At 34.6% G+C, this 19,534-nt stretch carries 23 protein-coding genes; 13 read left to right on the top strand and 10 right to left on the bottom strand.

The annotated features are described in order from the left end of the window. The first annotated feature begins 2 nt into the window (after positions 1-2). Positions 3-773 carry a CDP-alcohol phosphatidyltransferase family protein gene (locus tag C8C84_RS08205; protein ID WP_121313071.1) on the top strand — a complete coding sequence of 257 codons (771 nt, stop codon included), beginning with the start codon at positions 3-5 and terminating at the stop codon, positions 771-773. A gap of 87 nt (positions 774-860) precedes the next feature. Next, entirely contained in the window at positions 861-1,043 is a 183-nt protein-coding gene (locus tag C8C84_RS08200) for a CsbD family protein (RefSeq protein ID WP_121313070.1), read from the top strand. 87 nt (positions 1,044-1,130) lie between these two features. On the opposite strand, the gene C8C84_RS08195 is transcribed toward C8C84_RS08200, so the two are convergent. Then, positions 1,131-1,736 carry a thioredoxin family protein gene (locus C8C84_RS08195; protein ID WP_121313069.1) on the bottom strand — a complete coding sequence of 202 codons (606 nt, stop codon included), beginning with the start codon at positions 1,734-1,736 and terminating at the stop codon, positions 1,131-1,133. Positions 1,737-1,742: 6 nt separating this feature from the next. After that, positions 1,743-2,228 carry a TlpA disulfide reductase family protein gene (locus C8C84_RS08190; protein WP_121313068.1) on the bottom strand — a complete coding sequence of 162 codons (486 nt, stop codon included), beginning with the start codon at positions 2,226-2,228 and terminating at the stop codon, positions 1,743-1,745. Between the two features lie 474 nt (positions 2,229-2,702). On the opposite strand from C8C84_RS08190, the gene C8C84_RS08185 reads away from it, so the two are divergent. Then, positions 2,703-3,563, top strand: coding sequence for an OmpA family protein (locus C8C84_RS08185; RefSeq protein ID WP_121313067.1), 861 nt, complete (start codon positions 2,703-2,705; stop codon positions 3,561-3,563). 9 nt (positions 3,564-3,572) lie between these two features. On the opposite strand, the gene C8C84_RS08180 is transcribed toward C8C84_RS08185, so the two are convergent. The 8 genes from C8C84_RS08180 to C8C84_RS08145 all read right to left on the bottom strand — a co-directional run bounded on the left by C8C84_RS08180 (position 3,573) and on the right by C8C84_RS08145 (position 10,095). Continuing rightward, positions 3,573-4,328 carry a LytTR family DNA-binding domain-containing protein gene (locus C8C84_RS08180; protein WP_121313066.1) on the bottom strand — a complete coding sequence of 252 codons (756 nt, stop codon included), beginning with the start codon at positions 4,326-4,328 and terminating at the stop codon, positions 3,573-3,575. A 154-nt stretch (positions 4,329-4,482) separates the two neighbouring features. Next, positions 4,483-4,785 (bottom strand): 2TM domain-containing protein, encoded by a 303-nt coding sequence (locus C8C84_RS08175; RefSeq protein ID WP_121313065.1) that lies wholly within the window; start codon positions 4,783-4,785, stop codon positions 4,483-4,485. 2 nt (positions 4,786-4,787) lie between these two features. Then, positions 4,788-5,087 carry a 2TM domain-containing protein gene (locus tag C8C84_RS08170; protein WP_233549762.1) on the bottom strand — a complete coding sequence of 100 codons (300 nt, stop codon included), beginning with the start codon at positions 5,085-5,087 and terminating at the stop codon, positions 4,788-4,790. A gap of 2 nt (positions 5,088-5,089) precedes the next feature. Beyond that, positions 5,090-5,404, bottom strand: a complete 315-nt coding sequence (locus C8C84_RS08165; RefSeq protein WP_158592556.1) for a 2TM domain-containing protein — start codon at positions 5,402-5,404, stop codon at positions 5,090-5,092. A 2-nt stretch (positions 5,405-5,406) separates the two neighbouring features. Next, positions 5,407-6,744 (bottom strand): 2TM domain-containing protein, encoded by a 1,338-nt coding sequence (locus C8C84_RS08160; RefSeq protein WP_121313062.1) that lies wholly within the window; start codon positions 6,742-6,744, stop codon positions 5,407-5,409. 98 nt (positions 6,745-6,842) lie between these two features. Further along, a complete protein-coding gene (locus C8C84_RS08155) occupies positions 6,843-7,028 on the bottom strand; it encodes a hypothetical protein (protein WP_121313061.1) in 186 nt (61 codons plus the stop codon). Positions 7,029-7,122: 94 nt separating this feature from the next. Further along, a complete protein-coding gene (locus tag C8C84_RS08150) occupies positions 7,123-7,743 on the bottom strand; it encodes a hypothetical protein (protein ID WP_121313060.1) in 621 nt (206 codons plus the stop codon). Positions 7,744-7,941: 198 nt separating this feature from the next. Then, positions 7,942-10,095, bottom strand: a complete 2,154-nt coding sequence (locus C8C84_RS08145) for a TonB-dependent receptor (RefSeq protein ID WP_121313059.1) — start codon at positions 10,093-10,095, stop codon at positions 7,942-7,944. A gap of 409 nt (positions 10,096-10,504) precedes the next feature. Here C8C84_RS08145 and C8C84_RS08140 point away from each other — a divergent pair, with 409 nt between their 5' ends. From C8C84_RS08140 to C8C84_RS08095, 10 genes are all read left to right on the top strand, one after another. Next, a complete protein-coding gene (locus tag C8C84_RS08140; RefSeq protein ID WP_121313058.1) occupies positions 10,505-10,900 on the top strand; it encodes a hypothetical protein in 396 nt (131 codons plus the stop codon). A 49-nt stretch (positions 10,901-10,949) separates the two neighbouring features. Then, the gene (locus C8C84_RS08135) at positions 10,950-11,579 is read left to right on the top strand and encodes a DUF998 domain-containing protein (protein ID WP_121313057.1); all 630 of its coding nucleotides are present in this window, start codon (positions 10,950-10,952) and stop codon (positions 11,577-11,579) included. A gap of 63 nt (positions 11,580-11,642) precedes the next feature. Then, entirely contained in the window at positions 11,643-12,179 is a 537-nt protein-coding gene (locus C8C84_RS08130) for a hypothetical protein (RefSeq protein WP_121313056.1), read from the top strand. A 94-nt stretch (positions 12,180-12,273) separates the two neighbouring features. Next, the gene (locus C8C84_RS08125; protein WP_121313055.1) at positions 12,274-12,633 is read left to right on the top strand and encodes a four helix bundle protein; all 360 of its coding nucleotides are present in this window, start codon (positions 12,274-12,276) and stop codon (positions 12,631-12,633) included. A 47-nt stretch (positions 12,634-12,680) separates the two neighbouring features. Continuing rightward, positions 12,681-13,739: a nucleoid-associated protein gene (locus C8C84_RS08120; protein ID WP_121313054.1), complete on the top strand. Its 1,059-nt coding sequence runs from the start codon at positions 12,681-12,683 to the stop codon at positions 13,737-13,739. A 118-nt stretch (positions 13,740-13,857) separates the two neighbouring features. Beyond that, positions 13,858-15,351 carry a YfcC family protein gene (locus tag C8C84_RS08115; protein ID WP_121313053.1) on the top strand — a complete coding sequence of 498 codons (1,494 nt, stop codon included), beginning with the start codon at positions 13,858-13,860 and terminating at the stop codon, positions 15,349-15,351. A 129-nt stretch (positions 15,352-15,480) separates the two neighbouring features. Beyond that, on the top strand, positions 15,481-17,271 hold the full coding sequence (locus C8C84_RS08110; protein WP_121313052.1) for a hypothetical protein: 1,791 nt from the start codon (positions 15,481-15,483) through the stop codon (positions 17,269-17,271). Positions 17,272-17,407: 136 nt separating this feature from the next. After that, complete coding sequence (locus tag C8C84_RS08105) at positions 17,408-17,674, top strand: hypothetical protein (RefSeq protein WP_121313051.1); 267 nt, start codon at positions 17,408-17,410, stop codon at positions 17,672-17,674. Positions 17,675-17,721: 47 nt separating this feature from the next. Further along, positions 17,722-18,618, top strand: coding sequence for an ABC transporter ATP-binding protein (locus tag C8C84_RS08100; RefSeq protein ID WP_121313050.1), 897 nt, complete (start codon positions 17,722-17,724; stop codon positions 18,616-18,618). 11 nt (positions 18,619-18,629) lie between these two features. After that, complete coding sequence (locus C8C84_RS08095; RefSeq protein ID WP_121313049.1) at positions 18,630-19,466, top strand: ABC transporter permease; 837 nt, start codon at positions 18,630-18,632, stop codon at positions 19,464-19,466. Positions 19,467-19,534 lie beyond the last annotated feature (68 nt).

The raw sequence follows: 19,534 nt of genomic DNA, 5'->3' as shown, positions 1-19,534 counted from the left end.
AAATGTCTAAACTTGCCGCTCAAGATAAATTTTTAGATTTGTCTGATTATGGAAGATCTTTCGGGAGATTTTTCGCGAATCAATTAAAAGATTCCCGCTTTACACCTATTCATGTTACCTTACTTTTTGGTCTTTCCGGACTGATTGCCTTTTATTGCATTTTGGAACATCATTATTTCCTCGCTGGCTTTTTCATCATTCTAAAATCGGGTATTGATGCAGCAGATGGAGAATTGGCCAGATTAAAAAACACTCCTTCTTATTCAGGAAGATATCTGGACAGTGTGTTTGATATTGTCTTAAACTTTATGTTTTTAATGGCGATTTGCTATGTTTCTGAAACTACCATTTGGTTTACAATCTTGGCTTTTATCGGTCTTCAATTACAAGGTACTTTGTATAATTACTATTATGTGATTTTAAGAAATAAATCTGTTGGTAGCGATAGTACCAGTAAAATATTTGAATACAAAACACCCAAAGCTTTACCGGGAGAAACGCAGAAAACGGTCAATATTTTGTTCAAAATTTATCAAATCGTTTATGGAAAGTTTGACAAAATAATTCACGCTTTAGATCCGGAAGCTTACAAAGTAAAAACCTTTCCTAATTGGTTTATGAGTTTACTTTCTTTATACGGATTAGGTTTTCAATTGCTAATTATAGCAGTAATGTTGCCTATGGGTTGGATCGAATTAATTGCACCGTTTTTTATTGTCTACACCTTACTAATCTTTGCTTTGATTGGCATTCGAAAAAAATACATTATGTGAATTATACAATCTTAACTTATAATTCTATAACATCTCTTTACTTGCAAATGCCGAAATTTATAGTATATAATTTTAAAACTATAAATCATGCCAAATTCAAAAGAGATTGAAGGAAATTGGGAACAGCTTAAAGGAAAACTTAAGCAAAAATACGCAGACTTAACCGATGATGATTTGCTTTATGACGAAGGCAAAGAACAAGAAATGTGGGGAAGATTACAGGAAAAGATAGGAAAAACAGAAAAAGAAATTAAAGCATTATTTGACTAAATTAAGTTATGCTTTAATTACATCCGGAAAAGCTGCATCAATGAGTTATTTACAAAAAAAAGTCCCGATTGATTCGGGACTTTTTTCTTATACTTTTTTCTTAGCTTTTATCGAACAACCAATTGCTTTGGTCTGTGCAGGAGAAGGATCACTTCCTTTATCCAACGCCGCGATGGCGTTTTCCAAGTATTTTTCTTTTACAGCAGAAGCATCATCTGAATTGTCATCAATAGCGCCAATGTATTTTACCACCAAGTTTTTGTCTAATAAAAAAACATGAGGTGTTTTTGTAGCGCCATATTGTGGGTAAATCTTTTGTCCTTCATCAACCAAATATGGAAATACAAAACCCTTTTCTTTGGCTTTGTCTTGCATTAAATCATAAGTGTCTGCAGGTTGAACAGCCGGATCATTTGGATTGATAGCTAAAAGCACATAACCTTGTTTTTTATATTTCTTTGCTATCGCGTTGATTCTGTCTTCGTACTTAACCGCAAACGGACAAGTATTACAAGTAAATACAACAATAAAACCTTTGGCGTCTTTGTAATCGGCCATGCTGTACATTTTTCCGTCAACGGATTTCAGTTTAAAATCAGTTGCTTTGTCTCCGGGTTGATAACCTTCGGAAACCGCATTATCTCCAGCAAACAAAGTGCTGAAGAAAACAATAAGTAAGGGTAAAAATTTCATGTTGAATTAATTTAGATTGATAAATGAGTTAACGTAGTCATTGAGTTCGGCAAAACTTTCAAACTCGCGTTCGGCGAATATTTTCTTTTTACCGTGTATAATTAATGTCGCCGGAATAGCACCCGACCAATCGTTGTCGATTTTAGACAACCAAGAATTGTAATCTTTGTCGCTTAACAATAAAACCTCTGCGGTTATTTTTTTCTTTTCCACAAACGGAATGAGCTTTTTTTCTAAGTCTTTTTGGCTATCGAGACTGACAAAAATAACTTTAATCTTCTTGTTATCCGTATGCAGCTTTTCAAAATAAGGCAACTCTTTGATACACGGTGCGCACCAAGTCGCCCAAAAATTAATCACATAAACAGTATCGTTTTCTTTAATAATAGCTTTTTCAAAAGCATCAAACTTTTCATAAACCGTTATTTGTGCCGATGAACTATTGACAAATGTCAGCGTGAAAAAGATGGATAAAGTGTAAAGTAATTTCATCGTAAACAATTAAGTGTAACGAAGTTAATGAGTTAGCCGTTTATATGGAAAGCTGTTAACAAAACTTTACAACAAGCTTAACTATGTCAAAAACCAACTATTGAGCATTTCCAACCCTTCGCAGCCTTCAAACGAGCTTCGGACTCTTAAAAACGAGCTTCGGACTCACAAAAATGGGCTTCGGACTCCTGAGAAAGTACTTCGTAGAGATTGGATCGAATTTCGGACTGGCAATAATGAGCTTCGGACAACTAAGAAAGGCTTACTAAATGTTAGAAACCGGCTTCGGAGAGACAGAATAATGCTTCGGATGACTTTTAGTAGACTATAGAGAATGCTTTTGCTTATGATTAAGATCTTAAATATTTTGAAACTCATGATGTATGAGTCATTTTTTAGACAAACTATTCTTAACAATGGACAATAATAATTAAAACCTTTCGTTTACTTTAAATATCTAAACACGAAGTCAATATGATTAAGTCATTTCTAATTCTTCTCTTCTTACATCCTTTCATTTTATCTTCTCAAAACCAAAGCCAATATCCCGATGTAATAATTGATTCCTACAACAGCAAAACCAAAACAAAGGATGCCTTTTACGGAGGTTCAAAAGTTCCATCAAGGCAAATCGTAGTCTCTTTAGATTCTCTTTTCTATAAAAATAATTGTTTTATAAGTTTACCACAAGGTAGTTATGTAATAGTAGGATTTACAAATAACTATATCATTGATGCTCCCAATCAAAATGATATTTTTATTGAAGAGGTTGGCGGTGCTGGAGAATATGCTGATGTGCTTGTAAGTTCCGATAATGCGGAGTACACATTTTTAGGAGTAGCCGGCAATGGGAGTGTTAATGAATTTGATTTGGCCAAAATCACTTATGAGAAACAGGTAAAATACATTAAAATTGTTGGTAAAGATAATAAAGGTGCCTCACCGGGTTTTGACTTGGGAAGTGTTTATGGATTGCCGGGAGCCAATAGATATGAAGAGGTTGTGATTTTAGAAAACGTATTGTTCCAAACCAATAAATCGGTTTTATTAGAGCAGTCTTATACACCGTTAGATAAATTAGTCCAACAATTACAAACTAATAAATTAATAAAAATAGAAATAAGAGGCCATACCGATAACGCAGGCAAGGAAGCTAAAAATCAAGTACTTTCGGAACAGCGTGCCAAAGCGGTTTTAAACTATCTTATTTCAAAAGGCATTGAAACCAATCGATTTTCCTGTAAAGGATTTGGGAGCACCCAACCCATTACCTCTAATGATACCGAAGAAGGACGAGAAAAAAACAGGCGAGTTGAATTCGTGAAAACGGAATAAAAATACAACTTATCCCAACCATTCCTTAAAATCATTCACCCTTTCTCGCGCCACGATAATCTCATCGTCTTTGTAAGTGGGCAAAATGACTTTTAGTCTTGAATTGCTGTGCAATTGAATCTCTTTAATGCCTTTCATCGGGATAATGAATTTGCGAGAAACACGGTAAAAATCTTTTGGATCGAGTTCAGTTTCGAGTTGTTCCAAAGTGTTGTCGAGCAAATAATCACGGTTATCTATTGTATGCAAATAAGTGCCTTTATTTTCGCTGTAAAAACATTCGACTTCCTCAATATTAATCATTTTTAGTTGTTGTCCCATTTTGATAGTGAAACGTTTTTTGTAAACCCTGTCAATAGGGTTAACCAACATTTTTTTAATCATTTCAAAGTCTAAAGACAAATTGGGCGCCGCTATATTTCGGGACTTGAATTTGTTAATGGCGGTTTCTAAATCGTCTTCGTCTATCGGTTTTAATAAATAATCAATACTGTTCAATTTGAACGCACGCAAAGCATATTCGTCATAAGCTGTCGTAAAAATCACCGCACTTTTGATGTCTATGTTTTCGAAAATTTCAAACGACAAACCGTCTGACAATTGGATATCCAAAAAAATCAAATCGGGATGCGTATTCGAATTGAACCAATGGATAGATTCTTCCACAGAATGTAACATGGTATTGACTTGCAAACCCAATTTTTCCACTTTGCGTTGGAGTAATCTTGCGGCCGGTTTCTCATCTTCAATAATGATAATATTCATTTTCTTTTTGCTAATTGAGGTCATATTGATTCCGAATGTCCACCGGACATTCTCCTTTTAATTTCAAATGTCTTCGATGATGATGATGTTCATATTTTTAAGGTTCTGAGGTTCTAAGATTCTGAGGTTCTGAGTTTTTTTCTTAGTACCTATTTTACTCCCATTTATTCTTCTTCTCCTTTTCCATCAATTCCTTAATCTTCTTGGCTTCCCAATCTTTACCGAAAATCATGGTTGGCATAAACACTGAAAATCCGTGTGCAACCAAACCAATTCCCCAGAATAAAGGCGTGGTTACGTTTTCCCAACGAAAAATACCTTCGGAGGAATTCTGAACATTTACAATCAGCAATATGATGTTAATCACCACATAAACAGCAGCATGCGTATAGAAACCTTTGATTTTCTTTACTCTTTTTACCGCTTCTTGGTATTTGATTTCGTCTAGATTTTCCATTATTATTCAAATTTATTTCTTTTATTTTCTTCTTCCATGTATTCTTTAATCTTTTTTTCTTCCCATTCTTGGTTGAAGAACGGAAACCAATTGAATACTTTCATAGCGTGAAATAACAAACCTATTCCCCAACCCATCATCGACCAAAAAAACCAAAGATATTGTGGTGTGTATTTTAAATTGATAAAGATTAAAACCGCCATTACCAAGATATAAGAAGTCAAATGTCCGTAAAACCCTTTGATTTGTTCGACTTGTTTTTTGGCGCGCTGGTATCTTTCGAAGTCGTTGTTTGTTTCCATGATTATTGCCATTTTTGTTTTTCAATTTTTTCTTTTTCGATTATTTTATGAATTCGCTTTTGTTCCCAATTAGTCCCAAAAACTTTTTGCACAAAAAACAATTGAAGTGCCTGAACAACTAGGAAGAATGTCCAAATCCACATTACAAACTCATTGATAAATCGGATAGGCCAAAAGTTAATCGGAACACCAAAATACGTTTTGGCCACATAAATCGTAATCCCAATGATATAGATGAACAAGTGAATGTAAAACTGTTTTAATTTTTGTACGCGTTCTCTAATCATTTGTTCCAAAAGCTCGTTCGAATTTTCCATGTCTAACTCCATTTGTTGTTTTGACTATTTTCTTTGTTTAAAATCTCCTGAATTTTCTTTTCTTCCCACGATTTTCCGTAGCCGAAAGTTTCTATAGCATGAAACGTTAATCCCATTCCCCAACCCAACATTGGGAACCAAAACCATTGAAATCCGCCGGTTCTCAAATTGATAAAAATTAAAAACGGAATCACGCAACAATACGAAATTAAATTCCCGTAAAATCCTTTGAGCTTTTCCACTCGCTCTTTGGCTTTCATGTAAGCCATATTTTCATTGTAGATATTTTTAGTTTCCATGATGACTATTTGTTTGGTTAAAATCGGAATTTTTACTTTAAACACAGTTTCGGTTTGATCGACCAAAACTTTGCGTGCCGAAATCAAAGCATAACGATTCACGATGTTCTGAAGTCCAACGCCTTTACGGTCTTGCAAGACTTCTTTCTTTTGTAAATTATTCTCAACGATTAAATAATTATTTTCAATATAAATCTTGATGTTCAACGGTTTTTGTTCACTCGCAACATTGTGCTTGATGGTGTTTTCCAATAAAAGTTGCAACGAAAGCGGTACAACCTTAGCCTCAGGATTCCCAAATTCAGGCGGCAATTCATAGTTGATGCTGTTTTCAAAACGCATTTTGAGCAAATTCATATACGTTTTGGCGAAAGCCAATTCTTCATCAACCGAAACCAATTCTTTGTCTTTTTGTTCCAAAACATAGCGGTAAATTTTAGACAATGAAGTCGTAAATCGCTGCGCATTATCCGGGTTTTCCTCTATCAACGAACTCAATACATTCAAACTGTTGAATAAGAAATGTGGGTCGATTTGGTTTTTTAAACTTTCAAATTGTGCCGATGCGGTTCCGGCGATAACTTTTTGCTCTTTGACTTTATTTTCGGCGTAAGCCTTATAAAAATAAAATGCGTGAAAAGCCAGTGTCACAATGAAAGTCAGAATAAAAGCTACCAAATAATTACTAAATGTTTCTTGGCTTAGAAAATCATTAAACGAAGTGCCTTCGACAATTACATCTTCAAAAATGTGTAATAAAAAAATAATCGCAATGGAAATTAGGAACGAAGAAATAAAACCAATTAATATTCTTTTGGGCGTAAATCGATCCGCTTTGAAAACTTTATCCAAATAGATAAAAATAGATGCATTGGCAAAGTATAATGAAAATCCGTAAAGCATGGTGTAACCAAAGTTTACCAGTAAAGCGTAATCAAACTGAACTTTACTTCCTGTGATTAACCTAATCATCAACAACACAAAAAAGACGCTGATGGAAATGATTATGGCTCTTGGAATTTCTTTTATCAATTGTTTCATTTTTTAGTTGCTTAGGTTTTGAGGTTCTGAGGCACTAAGGTAGTGAGGTTTTTTTAACTAAGAACCTTAGTACCTTAGCGCCTTAGTGCCTTTATCACTTATTTGTTTTTCTCCGAACGATACATAGCCGATGCTATAAAACCGACGCCAATTCCGGCTAAAGTTCCTACCGCTGTATTGTGAAAAAACAATCCGGCCGCTATACCGACAAACATAAATCCGACGAATATCATGCCTGATAAATTGTTTACTTCTTTGTTTTTGTTTTGGTTTTCGTTTTCCATGGTTTCTATTTTTAAAGGTTCTAAGACTCTGAGGTTCTAAGGTTCTGAGGTGTTTTCACTTAGAACCTCAGATTCTTAGTGCCTTAGCATCTCTTTATTTACAATTTTTCAAGGCTTCTTGTGCTCTTTCTAATCCCCAATTTGGATGAAAAGGCGTTTCTTGTTTGAACTTTTCAAATAACGGAATAGCGCTTTGCAAGTCTTGACATAATTTTTTCACATCAGCTCCGGTCCATGGTGCGCTATTGATTTCGAATTCGGCTTTGCAATATACCGCTCTTGGATTTTCAGGAGCGATGAGTTTTGCTTTAGTGTATAATTCCATCACTTTTGGTGAATATTTCATGCCGTTTACCATTGGATCTTGTACAATCAATGCAGTATAAATCATCGCCTGCATTACCAGTAACTCCGGATTATTTTGACTAATCATACTGGCTTCGTCTTGCGCTTTTTGGGCTTTCTCAATTAAGGCTGCAGCGTTAGCTTTATTCGCCGGTTTGAAGGCTTCCGTGGTGTTGATTAAAGCTACATAATAATTGGGTAACCAATTTGTTTTTTCTGCTGCCGCTATACGTTCCATCAAATCGGAAGCTTCTTGTGCTTTGCCTTCTCCCCAAAGTCCGAGAGATTTCCCCATTCCTTGTTCAAATTGTGTTTGTGCTGATAACAGCGAACAAACGAAAAATGCGATTGTAGTGATAATTTTTGTCATGTCTTTTAATTTTATTTGATGATTAAACCTCTTGTTATTTTATAGTCCAAAAGTATCTCGGTTTTTGTTGTTGTAAAACTTATAATTACTGAACTGTTGATTTTTGGGGATGAATTGTTTTGGTCAAGGGATTAGGGATAAGTTAAAAGGGAAAAGTTGATTCACTTATGCTTATGCCTCTTCCCTTATCCCTTTCTTTTAAAGATTATCCAACTGATTATCCTTCTTATTCTCACTAATTGTCCAAAAGAAACCTACAAAGAAAAACTGATCTGCTGTTGGTCTGATGGTTCTACGATTGTAAACTCCGTCAGTATTTGGAGAATTTGCGTATTCATACCCAAAAACGTTTGCTGTTCCCAAAACATTCGACACTGAAAAGTACAAAATCTTTTGTTGTGTCATTAAATATGCCCAACCCAAACTCAAATTATTATAGCCTTTGGTTCTTCCATTCATAAACTCAGCCTCATTCGGATTGTTATAGGGTCTTCCGGTGGTGAAAGAATTGGTAACACTCAATTGCGATTTTAATTTGTTAATCCACCATTTGCTGACCACGCTTAAACTATGATTGGCGACAAAACTTGGGGTAACTTCGGCTGAATAATTTTTATAATTTCTTTGCGTATCAATAAAAGAATACGAAACCCAATATTCTACATTTTTGATGGTTTTATTGTCTCTCCAAAAAATATCCAAACCTCGGGCATAACCGGTTCCTGTATTGCTAAAATTGGTATCAAACTGAGAAGCTTCAGTGTCGTATTTCACCAAATCAGAATACTCTTTTAAATAAATCTCGGAGCGAAAAGTTCTTCTGTCTTTGCTGTATTGGTAGTTTAAAATGTAGTGTTGTGCTTTTTCGCTATTCAAATAATCGGCATATTTCAAATAATCTTGTCTTGGCGCTTGGGTAAAGCTTCCGTAGGCAAAAGAAAACTGTCCGTTTTTAGAGATTTTATAGGCCAAAGAAGCTCTTGGTGCAACCACAGTTTCGTCAAGTAAATCGTTGTTGGATAATCTTGCGCCTAACTTAATTGCAAACTTTTTAGAAAAAAAAATATCCGTTTCGGTAAAAAATGCAGCTATGTTGGCATTGTAACCGCTGTTGAAAGTATCGCCTTCGTATTGCTTGAAATTTTCGTCAAATTTGGTAATGAAGTAATCGCCACCAAAGGACAACTTCACTCTGTCTGAAAAAGATTTCCTTAGTTTTAATTTCAAATGAGACGAATGTTCTAAATTGGATACTTTGTCTAAATTGATTCCGATTTTATTTTGGCTGTAACCATAACTCAAACCGGTAAACAACTGCCATTGGGAACCAAAATTACCTTTGTAGGATGAATTCAAATAGAAATTATTGTTATCTAAATCTACTCTGATTTTATCCGGATTATTGATAGATTCACTGTTGATGTCAAACTGGGACGCATCAAACGCCGCGTATAATTTAAACATTCCATTGGTAAAACTATGTCGGTAAACCGCTTCGCCGGAAAACGATTGAAAAGGCTTGTTCCAATCGGCACGTTGGGGAAACACTTTTTGATAGGGTTCCAAATTAATATATGCGGTATTAAAACTCAACGAATTATTGCCCCATTTTTGGGTATTCGCCAAACCTAAACCAACCGTCATCAACGAAATATCGGTTTTCTCTTCTGTGGCTTCGTCTTGCGTATTCAATAACAAAACACTCGACAACGCTTCGCCATACTCCGCTGAATAACCACCGGTAGAGAATGACATTCCGCTGAATAAAAAAGGGGAAAATCTACCCCGTGTCGGAACATTAGCCGTAGTTGCACCATAAGGTTGTGCTACTCGAATTCCATCTACAAAAGTTTGGGTTTCATCGGCTTCACCACCACGAACAAATAATCTTCCGTCTTCGGCAACGGTTTGTGTTCCGGGTAATGTCATCAGTGCCGAAACAATATCACCCATGGCACCGGCTGTGGTTACAATATCTAAAGGTTTTAAAACCGAAACTCTGGCTTTTTCGCCTGCGTCAAAAGTTCCTGCGGTTACGATAACGGCATCGAGTGTGTTGACACTTTCTTTGAGTTTGAAAGATTTGTTTTGGCAAGTCGCTACATCAATGGGCGCTTTTAAAGTTTCGTAAGTCAAGAAACTAATCACTAAAATCTGATTGCCTTTAACTGAAGTCGTAAATTTAAAATTCCCATTCTCATCAGACGAAGTACCGTCGTAAGTACCATCGATAAAAATATTGGCGCCGACTATAGGTTTGCTTTTTTCATCGAGTATTGTTCCTGAAACGATTTGTTGTGCATTACTTGCAAAAGCAATTAAAAAAAGAGCTAAAGTGTAAATTGTTTTCATTGGTTTTGTTTTGATGAAGCAAACTTGCAACAAAGATTAAAACTATGAAATTTAAGTTTACCGAATTGTTATATTGAATGGATGAACTGTAAATTTACAATCCAAACCAAAATCAAACCAGCATCTTATTTAGCTTAGTATAAATTGGTTTAGGCGGAAAACATTAACACACTTTCTGTTACAAATGAAAAGATTACACAGCACAATCTTATAAATTAGTCAGAGAAAAACTATCAACTAAGATTAAAAAAGAAATGATTTTAATACAATAATCGATTTAAAATCAAACATTTAAAATAGTATCTTCTGCAAAGATGGACAATCGTTAAAATTCTTCTCTCATTAATTTCCATTATTTAAATAAAAATAGTTAGACTTGTGCAACCTTAATCAAAACTCTACTTAACCAATGAAAATCATCAAATCGCTTTTTGCATTTGCTACGTTCTTTGCTTTTAATACTGCTTCAGGACTTTCACTTACAGAAAGATGGCCACAAATCAAAGCTTATCATGAAATAATAACAAAAACATTTCATTCTTCGGCAGAAGGAAATTTGAATCCAATTAAAACTCATTCAGAACTACTTTTAGAAAGAGCCGACGCCTTGTCGGTTGAAAACATGCCTGAAGAATTTAGAAGTCCGAAGTTGATTGAATCATTAGTTGTCTTGAAAAAGGAAACCAAAACCGTTAACGAATTGGTACAACAAAATGCAGGCGATGATGAAATAACGAAAGCCCTAGGCAAACTTCATGAAACTTTCCACAAAATTGTAAAGATGTGTCAAAACGAAAAAAAATAAAGAAAGAAACCTAGCTTAACCGTTAGGTTTTTTTTTTAATTTTGAAAATATGATAAAAAAAGCATCCGTTTGGACAGGAATTATTGGCGCATTATTATTCATTTTAACTACAATAATAGCAGGCTCTTTATATCCTAATTATAGTCATACTTCACAATTCATTAGTGAATTGTATGCTGTTGATGCACCAAATGTTGATAAAATCAGGTATTATTTTTATTTGCCAAGTGGTATTTTGTTTCTTTTATTTGCCTTATTCTCAAATGTTTCTTTACCCAAATCTGGTTTGAAAACTCTTGGTTTTTTAGGTATTGGATTTGGTTACGGAATTGGAACTATCGTTTGCAGTATTTTCAATTGTGATATCGATTGTAATCCGGAGTTTATAAACCCAAGTTTATCTCAGATTATTCACAATCTGATGGGAATGATAACCTATTTTATTGTTCCTTTCTCTATTTTCGCCATAGGAATTGCTTCAAAAAAATGGAATAATGCAACCAAGTTCACTACACTAAGTTACATTATTGCTGGTATTTCATTTGCTTTTGTATTGGTTTTGAATGTGAATTTAGAATCGCCTTTCAAAGGATTAATCCAACGAATTATTGAAGCAAGTATTCAAATTTGGATTGTTTTCTGTTCGCTTCAAATCAATAAAAATCTTATCAACAAATAGTAAGTCGCAAATCGAATATCTTAAATTAAATTTTACCTTTGTCGCCTCAATAAAATTACGATTATGATTTATAAATTCAGAGCAATTCTCGATGCCGAAGAAGATGTTTTCAGAGATATTGCCATTCAGGAAGAAGATACTTTAGAAGATTTGCACAATGCCATTGTTAACGCGTTTGGTTTTGACGGTTTGGAAGTCGCTTCTTTTTACACTTGTGATGACCAATGGAATCAGGAAGAAGAAATCCCGATGTTTGACACCGGAGATGTTGCCGGTGAACAAAAAATCATGAGTGATTATCCTTTGAACCAATTATTGGGAGAAGACCAAACCAAAATCATTTACGTTTACGATTTCATCAACATGTGGACATTCCTGGTAGAATTGGCCGCAGTAGAAGAAGCCGAAACCGGTTTAATCTATCCTAATCTATTATTCTCTCATGGCGTATTACCGGCTATAGCTCCGGAAAAAGAGTTTGAAGCTGAAGGAGAAGATTTCTACTCTGAATTTGAAGACGATTTAGACGAAGATGATCTGGATATGTTTGGCGGTGATGACAGCTTTGAGGATTTCGGGTTTGAGGAGAATTGGAATTAGTTTTTGAGGTACTGAGGAACTAAGGTTCTGAGGTGACAAGTCTGTTAATTATAAGATTTTTATTATTTTTAATTAAATTTTAAATCTATCAAAAATGAGCAACTTTAGAAATCTTCAAGTATGGCAGAAATCCATGACACTAACTACCAATATTTATTTTTCAACCAAGAGTTTTCCCAAAGAGGAAATATTTGGATTAACATCACAAATAAGAAGAAGTGCAATATCGATTCCCAGTAACATAGCCGAAGGCTTTGGAAGAGATAGCAACAAAGATTACCTTAGATTTTTAAACTTTTCAATAGCCTCATTATTTGAATTGCAAACACAATTAGAAATCGGAAAAAATATAGAATACATAACCACACAAGAATTTAACAAAATATACGAAGACAGTCGAGAACTAGAAAGAATGTTAGTTTCATTCATCAACAAAATTAAAGAAAGAGACTAAAACTTTAGAACCTCAGCGCCTCAGTACCTTAGAACCTTAGACCAAAAATGATAAACCTATTTAACGCCCACATCGAATCCTTATCCATACACCGAGTTGGAAACAAAAGTCGTAACGAAGCCATTTTCCTTTCAGACCAACCTTATGGTTTGAATGACGAAATTGTGCCACTTTTAAAAGAATATTTCTTTAAACCATTCCGTGAAAAGGAAGAAAATTACTTTCAGTTTGCACATGATGTCGATTTAGAATACAATGACATGTACAACTTAGCGACGGAGATTTTCACCAATCCGAATGATACACATGAAGTTTCTAAAAAAATCACTAAACACTTATTCGAACAATCAAACCATCCGCATATTAAGAATGGTGAAGTTTATGTAGCACATTTGACCAATGTTTCAATTGATAATAATGTAGTCGATGCGATTGGTGTTTTCAAAAGCGAAATCAAATCAGATTTTATGCAATTTGAAGAAAAAGGCACAACGTTAGAAATGATTTTGCAACAAGGAATCAACTTGAATAAATTAGACAAAGGTTGCTTGATTTTCAATTACAAAAAAGAAGAAGGTTACAAGATTTTAACCATTGACAGCAATCGTTATGACGCCCGTTATTGGTTAGAGCATTTCCTTTCAGTTGATGCATTTCAGGATGAAAATTTCTATACCAAAAAGTATTTAAAATTCTGTCAAGGGTTTGCCAAAGACGTCGTTCTTCCGGCTGAAGACAAGAAAGAAGAGGTGATGTTTATGAACCGTTCGGTAAATTATTTTGCCAAAAATGACGAATTCGAAGAAAGCAAATTCCTCAACGAAGTACTTGACAATCCCGATTTGATTCCGGAGTTTAAAAACTATAAAGTCGATAAGGGCGAAAAATACAGCATCGAAGACATCACCAATTTCCCTATTGCTAATGCGGCCGTAACTGATGCCCGAAAGTCAATCAAAAACGTGATTAATTTAGATACCAATATTCAAATCAAGCTCGATTTTATCAACCCTGAAAGTGCCGAGAAATATGTAGAAAAAGGTTGGGACGAAGAAAAGCAAATGTATTATTACTTGGTTTACTTCAACAAAGAACAAAAGAGTTAGAAGGCAGATTTAAGACTTCCAAAAGCAGAAAAAAATCCCTAATTGCTAAAAACGATTCGGGATTTTTTTTGCGTAAAAACTAAATGATTATCTTGCTTATTGAAAAGCCAATTTTATTATGAGAAAAATTAAATTCCCGTCAGCCCAAAGCATTTTATTAATCATCGCCGCTTTAGTAACAATAATGACTTGGATCATTCCGGCTGGGAAATACAACCAACTTTTGTATGATAAAGAAGCCAAAGTTTTTTCAGTAAAAAGTGCTGAAACTTCAAAAAATGTTCCGGCAACGACCAAAACGCTGGACAGTTTGGGTATTAAAATTCCTTTAGAAAAATTTACCAGTGGCGATATTTGGAAACCCATAAACATTCCCAATACTTACAAGCAATTAGAAGCAAAACCCCAAGGCTTTTTCGACTTCGTAAAAGCGCCGATAAAAGGAATCATTGCCGGAGCCGATATTATCTTTTTGATATTATTCATTGGTGGTTTGGTAGGATTAATGAACACTACAGGTGCTTTTGATGCCGGGATTTCTTGGTTGGCCAAAGTCTTAAAAGGCAGAGAATACATTTTGATTATTTTAGTTACAGCCTTAATTTCCATTGGTGGAACTACCTTCGGTTTGGCCGAAGAAACGATGGCTTTCTACCCGATACTGATTCCGGTTTTTTTGGCGGCTAAATATGATGCGATGGTAGGTTTGGCGTGTATTTTTGTTGGTTCTTCTGTCGGCAACATGTTTTCTACTACCAATCCTTTCAGTTGCATAATCGCCTCGAATGCTTCAGGGATTAATTGGACAACCGGTTTAACCACAAGGTTTATCGTTTTTGTGATTGGCACCATCATTTGTATCATTTACATTATGAGGTATGCAAAAAAGGTGAAAAATAATCCAACTCATTCTATTATTTATGACCAAAAAGAAGAAATCGAGACTTTATTCCACAAGAATTCAGGTACAACCATTTCATTGACTTCACGATTACGCCTTATCCTTTTGGTGTTTACGATGTGTTTTGTGGTGATGATTTTTGGCGTTGCCAAATTAGAATGGTGGTTTTTAGAAATGACCACTACTTTTTTTGTGGGTGCCATTTTAATTGGTTTCATATCCAAAATAGATGAAAATACTTTTATCGATTCTTTCCTAAAAGGCGCCGGAGAGTTATTAGGGGTTGCCTTAATCGTAGGAATCGCCCGTGGTATTACCGTCATTATGGAAGACGGATTAATTAGTGATACGATGCTTTTTTATGCTAGTGGCATGACCGAAGGCATGAACAAAGGGCTTTTTGCCAACATGATGTTTTTTATCTATGGTGGTTTATCCTTTTTTATTCCTTCTTCTTCGGGAATGGCGGTTTTGACCATGCCCATTATGTCACCATTAGCCGATACCGTTGGCGTTGGGAGAGAATTAGTAGTTGATGCTTACATCTATGGTATGGGTCTTTTTTCATTTATCAATCCAACCTCATTAATACTAGCTTCATTGGCAATGATTAAAGTAGGTTATGACAAATGGCTGAAGTTTATAATGCCGTTGTTTTTCATTTTAATTGTTTTCACCATGATAGTACTAACTATTTCTGCTTATACTTAACCGCTAAACTGTTAAAACGAGAACAATGTGATATTATATTTTATATCTTTCCAGATTAGTTATTGAACATCAATGTCCTCAAAGCATTATATATACTTCCTACTCCTGTTTTTTTGTTGCCAAAATTTATTGGCGCAAGAAACAAAAACCCATAGTGGTAATGACTCCACCTTAGTCTATAAGAAAATTGAGAAATACTCTAAGAAGAGTAAGTTCAATAAATTTATTTACAAATTACTTTTTAAATCCAATCGAAAAGCCAAACCAACCGCTGCAAGCACCAAAAGAAAGCGATTCTTGATTAAAAAAGCGTTTGACCGAAGCGAAGGCAAAATCATTCGAAACATCAATATTGAAACCTTAGATCCATTTGGATACTCGATTGATAATTATAAAGATGTTCCTGAAAAAGGATTTGAAAGATTTGGGAATAAATTACACCTTAAATCAAAAGTTTGGACGATTCGCAACCTTTTGCTTTTCAAAAAAAACCAGCCATTGGATTCGCTTATTGCGAAAGAATCAGAACGTTTGATTCGTCGCCAACGTTATACAAGAAGTGTGATTATCAAACCGGTAGAAATTCAAGGTAGTAAAGATTCTGTTGATATTTCGATACGCGTTTTAGATTCTTGGAGTTTGATTCCCACCGGAAGTTTATCAAGTTCCAGAGGTAATTTTGAGTTGACTGAGCGTAATTTTTTAGGTCTTGGTCATGAATTCAGAAACGATTTCACCAAACAATTTGATACCGGAAAAAGTGCTTACTTAAGTCAATATTCTATCAATAATATAAAAAACACTTTTATCAATACAGTCTTCACTTATGAAAACTCTATAAACAATAATACCATTAAAAGCGCCCGAGTTGAGCGTCAATTTATCTCACCTTTCACCCGATTGGCCGGTGGTGTCTTTTTTGAAAATAGATTTTATATTGATTCTTTATCCCTTGACAATGTTGATTTTGAAAACCACCGATTCAAACTGGAAACACAAGAATATTGGTTAGGCCATTCGTTTAAAATATTTAAAGGAAAAGATGAAGATTATAGGACTACCAACTTGGTCACAACAATTGGATATAAAAATGTTAATTACCTAGAAACGCCAACTTTAGTCTATGATCCGACACGATTTTTTGCTTCTGAAAAATTATATTTAGCCACTATTGGTTTGAATACCCGAAAGTTTGCCGAAGATAAATATTTATTCAACTTTGGCATCATTGAAGATATTCCTTACGGTCAGGTTTTCTCTATAACCGGCGGATTTCAGGATAAGAATGATAACCGGAGAAGTTATTTTGGTGGCCGATTTGCTTACGGCGATTATTTTTCGTTTGGCTATTTGAGCTTAAATACCGAATGGGGAAGCTTCTTCAATAATGGTTGTACTGAAGAAACTACCTTTAAGATTGAAGGAAACTATTTCACCAATCTACAATACCTAGGCAACTGGAAAATAAGACAGTTCGTCAAACCGAAATTAGTCATTGGAAATCACAGAGCACCAATTATGAAAGACCGAGTATTACTCTCAGATGACAATGGTATAATTGGGTTTAATAATCCGTTAATCAATGGCACCAGAAAAATTTCGATGGCTTTGCAAACCCAAACTTATGCGCCTGGAAATTGGCATGGATTTCACTTTAGTCCTTTTTACAACATGACTTTTGGCTTTTTAGGCAATGAAACCGACAGAACTTTTGACGGTAAATTGTATTCAAAATTCAGTGTAGGTGTTTTGATTAACAATGATTATTTGGTATTTAATAGTTTCCAAATTTCATTCTCTTATTATCCTTCAATTCCATTTGAAGGAGATAACGTTTATAAAACGAATTCTTTCAAAAACGACGATTTGGCTTTGCCTGATTTCCAAATTGGTCAGCCGATTATCGTTCCTTACAAATAAAAGACAGATTTAATATTTATTTTTTTGTAAGTTTTATACTTTATAATTAACAAAAAAACACGTATTTTAACGACTATTTTTGCTTTTAAACGTCTAACCGATTAAGTTTATCATACCTAAACCAAAACCCTATCCTATGAAACTAAACTACTTAACTCAAGGAATGGTGAAAAAAAGTTACCGCTGTTCCTTTCTTGGACATCGCTTTGTGGAAACCAAAAAAATAAACATTCACTTTAGCGAATATGAATGTGAAATCTGCAAATCTCAAGCGACTAATGACAGCAGAGGTCAAAAAATAACGTTGACTTCCAAACTCAAAGACATCAACGAAACACTGTTTTATTTGAATCTAAAAAAACAATTTATCACTAAATTCTACTTTCAAAAAAAAGAACAGTAACAAATTCAGATTTCAATCGTCATACGTGAAACCAAAAAAACTGACCATTGGAATCTACCATTCTCTCTATTAACAAACTCAATAAACGTTACGGCAAAATCCATGCTGTAAAAGACGTTTCTCTCGAAATACACAAAGGAAATGTTTACGGCATTCTCGGACCAAACGGAAGTGGAAAATCTACTACTTTAGGTATCGTCTTGAATGTAGTTAACAAAACTTCCGGAGACTACAGTTGGTTTGGCGGCGCAATGCAAACACATGAAGCTTTGAAAAAAGTAGGTGCCATCATTGAGCGACCAAATTTTTACCCATACATGACTGCCAAAGAAAATCTGGAATTGGTTTGTAAAATCAAAGGTATTACCTATACGAAAGTTAACGAAAAACTCGAAGTTGTCGGACTTTTAGACCGAAAAGACAGCAAGTTTAAGACTTTTTCTTTAGGGATGAAACAACGTTTGGCCATTGCTTCTGCGCTATTAAATGACCCAGAAATTTTAATTTTGGACGAACCAACCAACGGTTTGGATCCGCAAGGCATTCATCAAATTCGTGATATTATTCGATTAATAGCTTCGCAAGGCACGACCATTCTTTTGGCTTCTCACCTGTTAGACGAAGTAGAGAAAGTTTGCAGTCATGTGCTGGTTTTACGTTATGGCGAAATTTTATACAGTGGAACGGTTGACGGAATGGTAGCCCATGAAGCCTATTTTGAATTACAGACCAATGATCATAAAAAACTTATTGAAACCATCAACTTGCATCCTGAAGTAGAAAAAGTTTCGGAAGCGGAAGGCAAAGTAATCGTTCACTTCAAAAATGTAGTTGATGCAGCGCAATTGAACAAATACTTGTCTGAAAAAGGCATTTATCTCAATCATTTAGTGGTGAAAAAACTGAGTTTAGAAGAACAATTTTTAGCCTTAACCAATAAATAAACGCCACGATTATGAAAAGATTAATCTCTATAGAGTTACAAAAAATCTGGAAAAACCGCGCCAGTAAAGTTTTGACAATCGGTTATTTTGTCATTCTTTCTTTTATTGCCCTGATTGCTTCAATAAAGTTTGACATTGGAAATTTTAAAATTCATTTTGCCGAAATGGGCATCTTTAATTTCCCATTTATATGGCATTTTAATACTTGGATTGCTTCGCTGTTAAAATTCTTTTTAGCCATTGTTATTGTTTCAATGATGGCCAATGAATACAGTTACGGAACTTTGAAACAGAACCTTATTGATGGTATGAGTAAAAAGGAATTTATTCTTTCAAAATTCTTGACAGTAGTGCTTTTTGCCTTTGGCTCGACGCTATTCATTTTTGTAATGTCGCTACTGTTAGGTTATAGTTTTTCTTCTTACACCGAGTTTAGCATCGTTTTTTCCGGAATGGAATACCTGTTTGCCTATTTTGTGAAACTAGTTGGCTTTTTCTCTTTCTGTTTGTTTTTAGGTGTGTTAATTAAACGCTCGGCTTTTGCTATCGGATTTTTATTTATTTGGTTTTTGGTTGAGAAAATATCCTATGGTATTTTAAAATTTGAAATTTTCAACAGAAGTCCAAAAGTAGATGATTTTTATGCCTTTATGCCTTTAGAATCCATGAGTAACCTAGTTGTTGAGCCTTTTACGCGGTTAAGCGTTATCAAAAATATCCAAACTGCTGTTGGAGAAAATAATGTTAAAGATTATGATGTTCATTTTTCATCCTTGCTAATCGTTTTAGTCTGGGCAGCAATTTTCATTTTCTCATCTTATAAAATAATCAAAAAACGAGATTTATAATCAATTCTTAAAGAAAACATAAATAGGAAACTTCTTTTTATGTTTTCTTTTTTATTTGTTATTTTTAA

It is taken from the genome of Flavobacterium sp. 102, assembly GCF_003634615.1.
Lineage (GTDB): Bacteria > Bacteroidota > Bacteroidia > Flavobacteriales > Flavobacteriaceae > Flavobacterium.
Note: the sequence above shows the minus strand (reverse complement) of the source record. Positions and strands in the feature narration are given on the sequence as shown.